Source organism: Pedobacter sp. CFBP9032 (genome assembly GCF_034045265.1).
Classification (GTDB): Bacteria; Bacteroidota; Bacteroidia; order Sphingobacteriales; family Sphingobacteriaceae; genus Pedobacter.
In genome coordinates, this window is record NZ_JAXCWE010000014.1 from 41,455 (window position 1) to 55,486 (window position 14,032).

Genomic DNA, 14,032 nt, shown 5'->3' on the forward strand with positions numbered 1-14,032 from the left:
TAACGCCATTCGATAGTCAATTATATTTCTAAATTTACAGGAAAGCAAATTGGTGATTAACTGAAAATATCAAATGCTACTTTATAGGTATTGCAATGGGCATCAACAATATCTCGAATATGCTCAGAATATCCCCCACCCATACTAATTTGCATAGGCAATCCTGCTGTCTTACAAGTTTGAATTACCATTCGGTCGCGTTCTTTACAAGCGGATTTACTTAAGGCGATCTTTCCGAGTTTATCTGTAGAAAGCACATCAACACCAGATAAATAGAACACAAAATCTGGTTTCGCACTATCAAATGCAATTTCCAGCTGCTGATTCAGTAAACTTAAATATTCTTCATCCTGTACACCATCATCTAATGGAATATCCAGACTGGAACGTTCTTTTCGAAAAGGAAAATTTTTTTCGCCGTGCATAGAAAATGTGAAAACCCTTGCTTCGTTTTCAAAAATTTCTGCCGTTCCGTTTCCCTGATGTACATCCAAATCAATGATCAGAATTTTATTACATAGCCTATTATGCAGTAGATAGTTAGCAGCTATTGCCTGATCATTTAATAAACAAAAACCTTCACCCCAGTTACTTCCAGCATGATGAGTTCCACCAGCTACATTAAAAGAAACCTTTCCACCATTCAGGGCATATTTAGCTCCATCAATGGTGCCTTGCGTAATTCTTAATTCTCTTTCCAATAGCTGCGCGTTCAAGGGGAAACCTACTCTTCTCTGTTCCTTTGCCGGAAGCGTTAAATCCCGGAGTTGAGCCCAATATTGCGCATCGTGCGTAAGTAAAATGGTTTGTTCGTTAATTGGTTCAGGACTGAATAGGTGATGTGGTTCGATAATTCCCTCGTGTAATAGTTGTGCCGGGATCAGTTCATATTTGAGCATAGGGAACCGATGTCCTTCAGGCAAAGGATGAGCGTATAAATGATGATAGGCAATCTTAATCATTACTTAAAATTTCCTCTACATGTTTTTCTATATTATTGCAAATAGTATCAACGGGCAAGTCGTTTGCATCCAATCCAAAAGGATCTTCTATTTCTTCAGCTATCAACTCTAAACTCGCTAATACATAGAGGATAAAGGGAACAATCAGTACTAAATAATAACCCAGGCTGAACACCCAGCCGATCGGAATGGTGAGTACATAAATGAAAATAAATTTTTTAATGAAGGCACTGTAGGAATATGGAATTGGTGTATTTTTAATCCGTTCGCAGCCTCCGCAAATATCTGTAAATTGGTTAATGTCATTGGTTAACACGATTAGTTGTTCCTGAGAAATTAAGCCCCGCCGCAGTAGATCGTAAATCCGGGTAATCATGCTGCTGGCAATTTGATTTGGAATGTGTTGGCCATCTTTAACCTCAATAAGAAAGCTGTTCTTTCCGAAGTATTTTTTTTCACGAAGATGTTCCTTCATTGCAAATGCATATTTCGGAATTCCGTATTCAAAAAAACGCAAATCGTCCTCTGGTAATTTTAACGCCTTTATTTTCATAGCGAAGTTTCGGCTTACATTGGTTAATCCGCCTAAGAGTTTTCGGCCATCCCACCAGCGATCGTAAGAGGTATTGGTACGGAAAACCAATAGCATGGAAATCACAAACCCCAAAAGGCTATGCATCATTCCGATATTACTCACATAATCACTTTTAGAAAGCTTAAATACATTTAATTCCAAAAAGGCAACAAATGCAGAAAATATGGATACGCTGATCATCAGCGGCCATAGCTTTAATATGGTATCCCCCTTATGAAAGTGGAAGATATAGGTAAACCATTCTTTTGGATTATAATTGATCATATCGGGAGCGCTATAAAATGGCTTTGCAAACTTTTAATAAGGTCTGCCCTGTTAAATAAATGTCTTCGAAAGAATTGTATAATGGAATTGGGCTTAAACGAATAACGTTAGGTTCACGCCAGTCGCCCAACACGTGATTGGCTACCAGTCCATCGAAAATTTCTTTTCCTTTTTCTGCAGCAATGATGGATAATTGCGCACCCCGGGCCGATTCGCTTTCGGGCGTAATCACCTTGAACTGATTAATATTTAATTCTTTATTAACCTCATTTATAATAAAATAAAGATATCCTGTTAATTTAATACTTTTATTCCGAAGTGGAGATATAAATCCGGCTTTTTCGAAAATCTGTAAGGATGCCAGATATAAAGCCATTGGCATTACCTGCGTACAACTTACCTGCCAGCCATCTGCTCCGGCTTCTGGTATAAAGCCTTTTTCCATTTTAAAGCGTTTATTCTCCTGATATCCCCACCAGCCTGCAAAGCGATTTAGTTTTTGATTATTAAAATGCTTCTCATGAACAAAGATCCCTGCTATGCCACCAGGACCTGAATTTTGATATTTATAAGAACACCAGCAAGCGAAATCAACATCCCAGTCATGAAGTTTAACTGGCACATTGCCTGCTGCATGGGCTAAATCCCACCCAACAATAGCGCCAGCAGCCTGTCCGGCTTTTGTAATGTGCTTCATATCATACCACTGACCAGTGTAATAATTTATTCCGCCAAATAAAACCAAAGCTAATTCTTCACTATTCTCGTTAATTTTTGAAATGATGTCTTCCGTTCTTAAAGTGTCTTCCCCTGCCCGCGGAAAAACTTCTATGATTGCATCATCAGGTTCAAGCCCATGAAATCTGACCTGACTTTCTATTGCATATTGATCTGATGGAAAAGCACCACCTTCCATTATAATTTTGACACGTTTACCTTTAGGCTGGTAAAAGCTCACCATTAATAAATGTAGATTTACGGTGAGGGTATTCATTGGGCAGACTTCGCTCGGCAAAGCACCAACTAATGGCGCCATCAGTTTTTTCAGTTCTTTGTGATAAAACATCCAAGGTTCTTCTCCGTCAAACCAGCCCTCTACCGCAAGATTTGACCAGTTTGATAATTGCTGATCTAACACCTCCTTCGCAGCTTTAGGTTGAAGACCTAAAGAGTTACCACATAGATAGATAAAATCTTTTCCATTATGATTTGGAAATAAAAACTGTTGTCTGAAATCCTTTAAGATATCGGTTTGATCTTGCGCCTGAGCAAACGCTAAGTTGTTTTCAAAATTCATTGTTCAATATTACAAAAAAAGCAGGAATTGTTTCCAATCCTGCTTTTTAAGATAAGTGCTTTTATTTAAAATTTGATGGTATCATGTTTGCCCATATCCGGCGTATCGCCAGTTACCACGGCTTTTAATATGCTGAACAAAACAACAATTTTTGATGAGGAAGAATCCCAATATTCTGCTTCCTCTGGAGTTACCTTAATCAAGATTAACCTTGGATCTTCCACGCCATCAGGAAACCAGGCTTTAACGAAAGGTGAGAAATAAGCTTCTTTTCTTACCTGATCATCCACTAATTCTGCTTTTCCTTTAACGGTTAAGTATGTGTTTTTAGATGGATCACTGTAGGATAATAAAACATTATTTTCCTTAGAAATTTCTTTGGATTTCAGGGAATATTCGTTTGTAAAAAACCAAATGCTTCCATCATCTTCAATTTTAGCAGTGCTCATTGGTCTGCTTCCGAATTCATCCGTAGCAGATACTGTGGTAAACATACATGTTCTAACACCTTCTGCTAGCTCTTTTAGAATCGCTATATTTTTTTCGTTTTTCATCTTTTGGATATTTGATTGAAAAACAGGTTGAGGACAAAAATGTTTTAGTTATTCTGCAACCTTATTAGGTTTGCTTATATACTTATTGCCTTTTACGAAAAATCTCCAGGGCAAGGCTGCATGCTCTTGCGCGTAGGCTATTCCCACCCGTGGCGCAGCTATGATTTCATGATCCTGATATTTGATTCCATGATCTTCCAGCCAAATTTCATTACCGGTTAAATCTTTCGCATTAAATGTACGATCAATCCCAAGTGCTTTGGCCGCAGATCCGGGCCCGGAAGAGATGGCGGCTTTAGTAGCTGGCATATTTCTTCGCGCTTCCATGATCTCAATGCCAATTAATGGCGTTAAAGCCCGAATTAATACAGCATGAGGATCATCTTTAACTGATGTTACCACGTTAAACAGGTGGTGCATCCCATAACACAGGTACACATAAGAAACACCGCCTTCACTATACATGGTTTCGGTGCGATTTGTTCTCCTGCCACCGTAAGCATGAGAGGCTTTATCTTTAATTCCGAAATAAGCTTCGGTTTCTACAATAATGCCTGCCGTGATCTGTCCATCAATACAGGTGTATAATACTTTTCCAAGCATATCTTTAGCCAATGCTACCACATCCTCGTTAAGAAAATATTCAGAAGATAATTTCAAAATATATTCATTTATTAGTTTAGTAAAATAGTGATAATTTGCTCTAAATAAACCTGGTCTATAGTATCAAAGTGGTTTAAAAATTCACTATCAACATCCAGAACACCGATCACTTCTCCACTTTTAATCAACGGTAAAACGATTTCAGATTTAGATGCTGAAGCACAGGCAATATGACCAGGAAAAGCGTCAACATCCGGAACAATTAAAGTGTTGGCCTGTTGCCAGGAGGCTCCACAAACGCCTTTTCCCTTTTTAATCCGGGTACAGGCTACGGGACCTTGAAACGGCCCTAACACCAGCTCATCATTCTTAACGAGGTAAAAGCCTACCCAAAACCAGTTAAATTGCTCCTTCAGCGCGGCAGCTACATTTGCCATATTGGCTACGAAATCCGTTTCACCGAATAATAATCCTTCAATTTGAGGAATTAAAGATTCATACTGCTCTGTTTTTGATGCTGCTCTGTCTATAGTTAAATCTTCTGCCATGCATCAAAGTTAAAAATCATTTATTTAAATTAGTTACATAGGTTGATAATGACAAAAAATTGAATGATATGATGTGTTAAATTACTTAGTTTTGAAGCTTAAAACCATACTTTACATGATTGTAGCCTTAACCATTACCAAGTTTCGTGGGGTCAATATTCCATTCGCATTTTTAGGAATGGCGATACTTAGGATTCCATTGTGGCTTAACAGGGGTTGCAAATTCTGGAAATTAATGGGCAGTGGCAAAGATGCACAGGTAGATCTTGCGCCGGATTTTAAACATTGGTCAATCATCACTACTTGGGATAACAAAGAAGATTGTGATCATTTTTATGCAAAATCCTTCCCTATAAAATGGTTCAGGTTATTTGGTTTTGAGGAATTTACTATTTTCCTTAAGCCTTTAAGTAGTCATGGTTTATGGTCAGGAATACAGCCCTTTACATTAGATAAAAATTATAAACCAATTACCCAAAAAATTGCTGTAATTACCCGGGCGAGGATTAATTTTGGCAAGTTAAAAGAATTCAAAAGCAACATTAAAAGAGCAGCAGACCAGATGAAAAAATCTGAAGGATTTATTTTATCTGCAGGAGTTGGTGAAAATCCATTTCTTGATCAGGCGACCTTTTCTATCTGGGAAAACACGGAAAGCATGAAAAATTACGCTTACAAGTCTTTCGACCATGCAGATATCATTAAACTAACCAGAGAGCGTAAATGGTATTCCGAAGATTTATTTGCACGCTTTGAGATTTTGCAAATGCAGGGAATTTTCAATGGCAAAGCTGTAGATGACTATATTCCATTTCGCGAAACAAACACAAATAATAATTAACATGAGAGTTATAGCAGAGTTACCACATCCCGAATGTAAGATTACCATTTTCTCAATGAACCAAAAGTATATTGTAAAATTTGAGCAGGGAACCTTCGAGCAAAGTTACAAATTAGCAGAACTGGATCTAAGTGGAGGAGGTGTAAATGATGTATTTGAAATCTTAGATGAAGCATTTATTGCCACCGTAATTGAGCGTTTCAAAGTGATGCGAAGCGATTTTACTGCTGCGTACAAAAGACACCAGTTTTAGTTTATAAATTAGTATAACTAACTGATCTTTAAAAAGATATATGTTGATGCAAAATTTAATTCTGCGAAATCATGCCATTTTTCCTTCAACTTAACCGGGTTTATGATGTTTTACTTTATTAAGATTGGGTTAAGTAGCTGATTTACAAATAATATTAACGTACAAAAAAATATTATTCTGAAGTACTTTTCTGCCAAATAAATGATAGTTTTGGCTATTTAAGTAAAAACCTCGTGGGTTTTGAATACCCAAGAGGTTTTAGTAACCATATTTATTTTAAACAAATTTTGACAACTGTAAAGAGCTGTCTAATTTCTTGAATGAAGATTAAGCTGCAAAATTTTGGTAGCCTTTGTTGTGGAAATCACTTTGGAGGTTTTAGCGTACTGTTACCAGAACTCCCGAAATTCTTCCGCATAGGTGCTTAAGAATTTCGGGAGTTAATGATATATATTTCTGATCATGTACTATTGAATATAGGTTGGCAATGTTAAGAGATTACGGTATCATGAACCACTACTCTATACCAATTATCAGAGAATTTTTCAACAGCATCCAAATGTGTCTTGTCTTCCTGATAAGCATTGTGATCAGTAATATTATCGAAGGTAATGGTAAGTGAATAGGTAAAGGAGTTATCCGTAACCGGCCGCGTAGGGGTATTCGCTGCTAAGCCGTAATTTAAAGTTTTAATATATTTAATTGGCTTCAGGTGTTCGAAAAAATTCTTAAAATTTGCCACTTCAGCTTTCGTTAACTGTGGCTTTAACCAGAACATTACAAAATGTTGTATCTGTCCTTCTGTAGGGAGTTGATTTTCTGACATTCTATTTTTTTATTCCAAGTTAAAAAAAATAGACAAAAAAAAAGCGGCTATTAAAAATAACCGCTTTAGAAACTCTTATGCTATTTAGTTTTTAGGTTGCACACGACCTGATTTTCTATCTTCACCTCTACCGATTAAATAACCGCCACCAGCTCCAACTAAACCACCAATAATGGCACCTCTACCTTTTTTCTTATCAATTAATGCACCACCTACTGCACCGGCTGCACCACCAATAACTGAACCTTTAGCTGCATCGCTCCAGCCTTTTTTCTTAGCTGTTGGTTGTGTTCCACCATATGAGCTAGAACTTCCGCCTGAACTGCTACCAGAACTTGCATAAGATCTGGTTGATCTTGATGACCTTGCTCCTGCGGCTCTCGCAGCTGCTAATTCTTCTTGGTGTTTAGCTTCTTTTTCCGCTTCAACTTTTGCCACTTCAGCTCTTTTGAAACTATCTAAACGTAAACTATCTTTTACTGCTTTTACTGCCAACTGTTTCTCGGCTTCTTTTTGTTTTAGTGCTGCTTCTTCTTTTGCTTTATTGTTACAAGCAAACATCACTGAACTTAATGCGATTACTACAAATATCTTTTTCATAACGTTTTTCTTTTAATGAATCTACTTTGGTATCCTAACCATACGAGCAGGTTTCATTTACTTGTGTGTTTTAGTTAATTATCGGTAGTTAAGAAAAAATGATGCCAAAAATTTCATCCGTGTTATTTATGGAACTAAATCGACATACCAGAAGCCATAAACGCTGGCTGCAACCTGGTCTGGATCAGCTTGGTCGTCTGTTAATATTGGTTTAGGATAAGTTCTAAATACTTTCTCTCCAATGGTGAAAGGGATTTTATTTTGAAAGATTGGACCTTCAAAAGCAAATGTATGAAATTCGCCATTTTCTCCACAGGGATCAATATTTGGTGGAAGCGCATTAATTAAAGTGCTGGAAACTACTTCTCCACAGAAAGTCTCCAGGTCATTTTGTGTACAAACAATGATGGTTTTATAGGTCAGACTTAAAAATTCGTTGATTAAATCTCTTGTATTTTTCTTCCATAGCGGAAAGATTGCACTTAATCCAATTTCGTTTAGTTTGTTTTCACGATAGGTACGAAGGTCTTCGAGAAAGATATCTCCGAAGATAGAATGTGTAATCCCTTCCCTTCTAAACTGATTAAGGTGGAAAGCCATTGATTGATCATAGGTTTCCATATCTGGCATTTCTCCTAAGCGAATTTGATACAAAGGAATCCCAATACTTTCCGCCTGGGCAATTAAGAGTGCCTCTCTCACACCATGCATCGAAACACGGTTATATTTTTCAGTAACGGTAGTAACGAGATAGCGAATTTCTATGGAAGGATCCTGAAGGACGTAATGCAGCGCAAGTGTACTGTCTTTACCACCACTCCAGTTAAAAATACAGATCTTTTTATCCATTTAACAACATGGTCTTTAGCACCTTCATTCCATCCACAGCATTTTTTTCTATCGAAATTACATTTTTATAACGCCTTACATCGGGCGTTCTTGGGTCGATAATATATTTGGTAGTGGCAGATGGAACAAAATCTATTAGTCCCGCTGCCGGGTAAACTGCCAATGAAGTTCCGATTAAAATAAATAAATCTGCCTGACTACAAATCTCCGCTGCAACTTCAATCATTGGCACTGCCTCTCCAAACCATACCACATGTGGACGAAGCTGGCTACCTAATTCGCATAATTCGCCGAGTTTAATTTCTGGGCCTGAAATTGGATAGGTTAAATTAGATTTAATATTTGATTGAGATTTGGTAATGATGCCATGCAAATGCGTGATGTGTTTAGAACCTGCCCTTTCATGGAGATCATCAATATTTTGGGTAATGATTTCAACATGATAATCGCTTTCCAATTCTGCCAAAGCAAAATGAGCAGCATTTGGTTGTGATGCCAGAACCTGTCTTCGGCGCTCATTATAAAATTCCTGAACCAATTCGGGATCTCGTTCCCAGGCCTCTGGCGTAGCTACATCTTCAATATTATACCCTTCCCAAAGTCCGTCTGAATCACGAAAAGTTCTTAGGCCGCTTTCTGCACTAATCCCTGCCCCCGTTAATACAACTAATTTCATAACAATTGACTAAACAGATTGATGAACTGATACCTCGTGATGAAAGTTGATGAATTTTTTACTGATATGTCCACTGGCCTCGAATACATCCGGATGAAACATACAAGCCAGTGCTTCTATTCCCTCTACTAATGTGCCAATACTGGGCTGGGTAAACATATCAAAGTCTGCCAGGTAAACCTGGTTTTGTTTTACTGCTTCCAGGTTATCCCACCCTGTTTTGGAAGTAATTAAGTTCATCTCCTCCCGCGTTCGGTTTACATCAAAACCACAAGGTGCAATTACCAGCACTTCAGGGTTATATCTTATAATTTTTTCCCAGGGTGTTACAATAGAATCTCCGCCAGGATTAGAAAGCATATCTACCCCACCTGCAGCAGCAATTTGAAATGGAATCCAATGTCCACAATTGTACACAGGTTCTATCCACTCCATTAGCATTACCCGCTTTAGTGGTGCTCTATTGGCCCTTAATCTATCTAGAATTGTATCAGTTGTATGTTGAAGGTTTGCTAAATAATGAAGTGCAACTTCTTCCTTTCCCAGCGCTCTCGCTATAGTGATCGCACATTCGTAAACATCCTGCAAGTTATTTGGGGATAATGGAACCAAAGTCGGCTGTTTGCTGAGTTTCATTACCGCTGTTTCCGTACATACCGTATCTATATTACAGACTTCGCAAATGTCTTGCGTAAATACAATATCAGGTGCAATACTTTCTAAAAGCGCATCGTCTACCCAGTATAAGCTTTTCCCCTGGGCTTTAGATGCCGAGAAAATTCGGTCAATCTCAATACTGGAATAATTTTTACCTTCTAAGATGCAACGAACTACCTTTGGTTGATCGACAGCTTCTTTCGGACATTCGAAGGTTACACCATGCAGGTATTCTTGCAAGCCCATATCATAAATCATCTTCGTGGCGGCAGGTAAAAAGGAAACAACTTTCATGGGCTGGAATTTTGATTGTCGTCTTGATTATTTCAAGATTTAGTTTTTTGGTGATGGATTTAATTCGCATCACTAAATGTTAAAGATAAAAAAAAATCCTCTTTTGAACTGAATCAAAAGAGGATTTATCACTAATAAAGTATAAATTATATGGCTTGCGTTTGCAGCTTGTTTAGTTTTAAAACCGGAAACTTCGATTTTAAGATTTCAAAAGCACCAAAAAGAATCACGCCGTATAATAAAGTCCCTTCTAAGAACCTTACCTCGAAAGGAATCGCTCTTTCCAGGCATAACCAGAAACCTGCAAAATCTTGTGTGTATGATGGATTTTTAAACCAAACACCAAAATCAGTTACAATCCAATGGATAAAAACAATAGCCAATGTTGATCCCAATAAGGTTACTGCATTTATCTTATTCAATAAGATTCGACCTACCAACACCATTAATGCAAAAGCAATATAAGTCCAATACCAACCTTCGTAAAGGAATCCATTACTGTATTCTTTAAAAATGGTGCTGGCCAAAATAAAATCACTTAAAAATAAGCTTAATAATGGAAAGGCAAATGCTTTCAGATTATCCTTAAAATAAGCGCCACCAAATAATGCAACAGCTCCTATAGAGGAAAAGTTAGCAAATTGAAGCGCATCAGAGTTAAAGGTGATTAACAGACGCAGTGCCGTAATGATTAGTATCATCAATAACAAGATAGCGTTGCGTGGATTAAATTTTAAATTAGACATGCTTTTTCGACAATTATTATATTACAAAGTTATATTTTCTTATCGGATATTAAAAGTTACCCCGGTATTAAAGTTGAAACCTAAGGTATTGTAGCCTATAATTTCACTATATTTTTCATTTAAGATATTTTTTGCATCGAAGAAGATTTTTACTCTTCTTTTTGCTAAAGCATATTCTGCATAAGCGCTCAGCAATTTATATCCTGGTAAGTTTTCAATAACATAGGTATTGAAGTTACCATCAGTACGGGTTCCGAAATAACGATAATTCGCATTTACATATAAGTTGGAAGTTGCCTGAATGCCAGCAGTAACGCCGAAAGCATGCTTAGGTCTTCTGAAAAGAAAATCTTCTACCTTATTATTTACACTATTGTATTCATTTCCTTCTACGTAAGAGTAATAACCATTGAGGTCTAGTTTCCAGATCTTAATTGCTGGCTCAATTTCAAAACCTTTTACCTTCTGACTTTCCTGATTAATATAACCAGCGGCGAAATCATAAATGATGGCATCGGTTAAATCTCTTTTGAAACCTGCAACACGTAAGGAGAATTTGTTCTCAGCGAAGCTGAAGTTTGCGCCTGCTTCATAATTTTGAGATTTTTCTGGCTTCAACCCTAAATTAGCACCAAATTGACCGAACAACATATTAAGTGTTGGAATTTTGAAAGCTGTAGAAACCGTTCCAAACAATTTAACTTCTTTAATGATGTTAATGCTTGGCGTGATTGTGTAAGTATAATTTTCTCCATATTGTTCATGTTTATTGTAACGGCCACCAACTTCCAGGTTGAAGATGCTCAGATCATGAAGGAATAGTGATCCATAAGCAGCAAAAATATTAGTTTCAGGGCGATTAGCGCCAGAAGTTAAATGCATTTCGCGGTTTTCAATTCCGGCCAACAGATTTAATTTCTCACCTAACTTTTGATTATAAAATAAGTCGATCAAACTGATACTTCCTGAGCCCATGCTATTATAAGGTGAACCACTAAAACTACCCAGTGTATTGTTTGAGGTGTTTTGATAACTATAATTCAGGTTTATTTTACCGGAACCAAAGTCGTATTTGGTATTTAATCCTCCGCTAAAATTTTTTAAAGTAGTGTTGTTCGCAGGTAAACCATCAGCAAAAGCACCTTCATCGATTTTATAATTTCCACGATAATAACGTACAAATGGATTAATTGAAAAGCGTTTATCCAACTGAATACCGAATGTTGCATTTACTCCATCCGTTTTATAACCGTCTTTATCGAATTCGGTGTTATTACCTGCCGGACGACCAGCCTCCGAAATCCCATCACTTTTTTGGTGAGTATAATTTACATTGTATGTAAAACCATCTACTGCACCATTTAAGCCAATAGTACCCTTATAAGTTTCATAACTTCCTACGCTGGCTACACCGAAAATGGTATTTCCCTTAGTACCACCTTTTTTAGTAACGATGTTGATTACTCCTGCAATTGCATCAGAACCATAAATTGTAGATTGGCCACCTCTTAATATCTCAATGTGATCGATCTGATCGATTGAAAATAAACGTAAGTCGAATGCGCCGCCGTTTCCTGATGGATCATTTTGAACAATACCATCAATTAAAACTACCGCATAAGCACTGCCTGCACCCCTAAAAAATACCGATTTGTTTAATCCTGGATTACTGGTTGAACCTGCAACGATGATACCAGCCTGTTCGCTGATTAATTCTGGTAAGGATTTACCATTACTGCGATCTAATGTTTCACGACTGATGATGCTCACCACCTTGCCCGTTTGTGATTGTTTCTGATCGTTTTTGGTAGCCGAAATGACTACATCTTTAAGTCGTAATGAGTCTTGCGCATTAGCTTGGCTAATACCGAATTGCACCAAGCCAATGCCTGCCGCAATAATTAGTTTTTTTTTGTTCATTTGATTGTGAGTTTTGCCCACAGCCAACAGATAGAAAAGGAAATGAAAATACGAAACCGTTAAGTACTCCAATCCTAGCTTCAATCCCCGAAAGCTATGAAATTATATGCTGGTGGCAGGTCTTCTGACTTACTCCCGATTTTTAAGCCTTCCCATCAAATATTATTAACAGTGGCACAGATTAAAAAATCGTTATAGAGCTTACAGCTGCGGGACAGTTGCAGAATTACACTGCATTCCCTTTTAATTCCGGTACGAAATGCACCGGAAACCAAAAGCGCTGCAAAAGTAGTAAAATAAAGCTATTGGTAAAATATTTAACCGTATAGTTTGGTTCCTTCGACTTACGAAGTTTAAACGGCTTTTGCACGTTGGGAACTTCGTAAGTCTCTTAAGGTTTTGTTCATTTTTAAAACTGTCGAAGTCTCTCCGCACGCAAGGTCTTTGAGAATCGAAAGTTAGTAGCTCTGCTTGCGAAGTTTAGCTGGATGATGGGTAGACAAACTTCTTAGGTCTACAGTTAATATCGGGTTGCATATTTACCCTATTCTGCCAATAATATAGTTTTTGTTTCTTCCAGTTTTGATTTCTCCTCATCTGCCACTGTTGGGAAATCAAGATGGAGCTTTTTGAGTCGTTCTAAAATTATTTCACTGATGGCTAACCGGGCATACCATTTTTTATCTGCAGGGATCACGTGCCAGGGAGAAGCCTCAGTGCTGGTTTCATTGATGGCATCCTGATAAGCGCTCATATATTTATCCCAATGCGCCCTCTCTTTAATGTCGCCGGATGAAAATTTCCAATTTTTAGTAGGATCTTCGATCCGCTCAAGAAAGCGCTTTTTTTGCTCATCAAGGCCAACATTTAGAAAGAATTTTAAAATTACGGTTCCATTTGCGCATAAATGTGATTCAAAATTACGAATGCTTTCATAACGTTGTTTCCAAAAATCCTTATTTACTTTTTTTACGTCATTAATATGAGGAATGTTTTCATTTAGAATATATTCTGGGTGAACTTTGCAGGCCAATACATTTTCATAATGCGAACGGTTATGAATTCCAATTCTTCCCCGTTCCGGTAGCGCCAGGTAATGACGCCAAAGAAAATCATGTTCGTACTCTTTCACTGTAGGCACTTTAAAACTAAATACCTGGCAACCCTGGGGATTTAACCCATTCATAATATGTGCAATAGCACTATCCTTACCTGCTGCATCCATCGCCTGAAAAATAATCAAAACGGAGTGTTTGCCAGCTGCATATAACTTTTCCTGCAGGTGACTGATCTCAATTTTTGTCTTAATTAATTCATCTTTGGCCTTTTCTTTATTATAGGTTCCGGTAAAGTCAGTTTCAAAATTTTTCAAAGAAAATTTTTTATCTCCCTGTACAATTAGCCCTTTAAATTCGTTCTTCATACTTATGCATCGTTTTAGATAATTCTGTGAATCAATATTTTAAATATATAACTAAAAAATAAGTAAATTAAAAACGTTAATTTGCATATAGAGTTTTTTATATTTAACGCTTCAGCATTTACCA

The 14,032-nt window shown here is 37.3% G+C and carries 16 protein-coding genes and 1 riboswitch; of the genes, 2 read left to right on the top strand and 14 right to left on the bottom strand.

The window, feature by feature from the left end:
- Window positions 1-56: 56 nt before the first annotated feature.
- The 6 genes from SOM16_RS20545 to SOM16_RS20570 all read right to left on the bottom strand — a co-directional run bounded on the left by SOM16_RS20545 (window position 57) and on the right by SOM16_RS20570 (window position 4,823).
- Complete coding sequence (locus SOM16_RS20545) at window positions 57-962, bottom strand: histone deacetylase family protein (RefSeq protein WP_320465865.1); 906 nt, start codon at window positions 960-962, stop codon at window positions 57-59.
- Entirely contained in the window at window positions 955-1,821 is an 867-nt protein-coding gene (locus SOM16_RS20550) for a bestrophin family protein (protein WP_320465866.1), read from the bottom strand. The genes SOM16_RS20545 and SOM16_RS20550 overlap by 8 nt, the downstream gene beginning before the upstream one ends.
- Before the next feature lie 10 nt (window positions 1,822-1,831).
- On the bottom strand, window positions 1,832-3,118 hold the full coding sequence (kynU, locus tag SOM16_RS20555) for a kynureninase (RefSeq protein ID WP_320465867.1): 1,287 nt from the start codon (window positions 3,116-3,118) through the stop codon (window positions 1,832-1,834).
- Between the two features lie 65 nt (window positions 3,119-3,183).
- Entirely contained in the window at window positions 3,184-3,672 is a 489-nt protein-coding gene (locus SOM16_RS20560; RefSeq protein ID WP_320465868.1) for a pyridoxamine 5'-phosphate oxidase family protein, read from the bottom strand.
- A 48-nt stretch (window positions 3,673-3,720) separates the two neighbouring features.
- On the bottom strand, window positions 3,721-4,332 hold the full coding sequence (locus SOM16_RS20565; protein WP_320465869.1) for a DNA-3-methyladenine glycosylase: 612 nt from the start codon (window positions 4,330-4,332) through the stop codon (window positions 3,721-3,723).
- A 14-nt stretch (window positions 4,333-4,346) separates the two neighbouring features.
- Window positions 4,347-4,823, bottom strand: coding sequence for a GAF domain-containing protein (locus SOM16_RS20570; protein ID WP_320465870.1), 477 nt, complete (start codon window positions 4,821-4,823; stop codon window positions 4,347-4,349).
- A gap of 115 nt (window positions 4,824-4,938) precedes the next feature.
- On the opposite strand from SOM16_RS20570, the gene SOM16_RS20575 reads away from it, so the two are divergent.
- Both SOM16_RS20575 and SOM16_RS20580 read left to right on the top strand, forming a co-directional pair.
- Window positions 4,939-5,664 (top strand): DUF3291 domain-containing protein, encoded by a 726-nt coding sequence (locus SOM16_RS20575; protein ID WP_320465871.1) that lies wholly within the window; start codon window positions 4,939-4,941, stop codon window positions 5,662-5,664.
- A gap of 1 nt (window position 5,665) precedes the next feature.
- A complete protein-coding gene (locus SOM16_RS20580; protein WP_320465872.1) occupies window positions 5,666-5,917 on the top strand; it encodes a hypothetical protein in 252 nt (83 codons plus the stop codon).
- A 490-nt stretch (window positions 5,918-6,407) separates the two neighbouring features.
- Here the strand turns inward: SOM16_RS20580 and SOM16_RS20585 are convergent, their stop codons facing one another.
- The 8 genes from SOM16_RS20585 to SOM16_RS20620 form a co-directional block, all read right to left on the bottom strand.
- Window positions 6,408-6,743, bottom strand: a complete 336-nt coding sequence (locus SOM16_RS20585) for a Dabb family protein (RefSeq protein WP_320465873.1) — start codon at window positions 6,741-6,743, stop codon at window positions 6,408-6,410.
- A gap of 84 nt (window positions 6,744-6,827) precedes the next feature.
- Complete coding sequence (locus SOM16_RS20590) at window positions 6,828-7,343, bottom strand: YMGG-like glycine zipper-containing protein (RefSeq protein ID WP_320465874.1); 516 nt, start codon at window positions 7,341-7,343, stop codon at window positions 6,828-6,830.
- Between the two features lie 126 nt (window positions 7,344-7,469).
- Window positions 7,470-8,192 (bottom strand): diphthine--ammonia ligase, encoded by a 723-nt coding sequence (locus SOM16_RS20595; RefSeq protein ID WP_320465875.1) that lies wholly within the window; start codon window positions 8,190-8,192, stop codon window positions 7,470-7,472.
- Window positions 8,185-8,868, bottom strand: coding sequence for an SIR2 family NAD-dependent protein deacylase (locus SOM16_RS20600; RefSeq protein WP_320465876.1), 684 nt, complete (start codon window positions 8,866-8,868; stop codon window positions 8,185-8,187). Before SOM16_RS20600 ends, SOM16_RS20595 begins: the two co-directional genes overlap by 8 nt.
- A 9-nt stretch (window positions 8,869-8,877) precedes the next feature.
- Window positions 8,878-9,819 (bottom strand): ABC transporter substrate-binding protein, encoded by a 942-nt coding sequence (locus SOM16_RS20605; protein WP_320465877.1) that lies wholly within the window; start codon window positions 9,817-9,819, stop codon window positions 8,878-8,880.
- Window positions 9,820-9,965: 146 nt separating this feature from the next.
- Entirely contained in the window at window positions 9,966-10,565 is a 600-nt protein-coding gene (locus tag SOM16_RS20610; protein WP_320465878.1) for a DUF6580 family putative transport protein, read from the bottom strand.
- A gap of 39 nt (window positions 10,566-10,604) precedes the next feature.
- Window positions 10,605-12,485: a TonB-dependent receptor plug domain-containing protein gene (locus SOM16_RS20615; RefSeq protein WP_320465879.1), complete on the bottom strand. Its 1,881-nt coding sequence runs from the start codon at window positions 12,483-12,485 to the stop codon at window positions 10,605-10,607.
- Window positions 12,486-12,582: 97 nt separating this feature from the next.
- Window positions 12,583-12,776, bottom strand: a riboswitch (cobalamin riboswitch).
- A 253-nt stretch (window positions 12,777-13,029) separates the two neighbouring features.
- Window positions 13,030-13,908, bottom strand: coding sequence for a polyphosphate kinase 2 family protein (locus SOM16_RS20620; RefSeq protein ID WP_320465880.1), 879 nt, complete (start codon window positions 13,906-13,908; stop codon window positions 13,030-13,032).
- Window positions 13,909-14,032 lie beyond the last annotated feature (124 nt).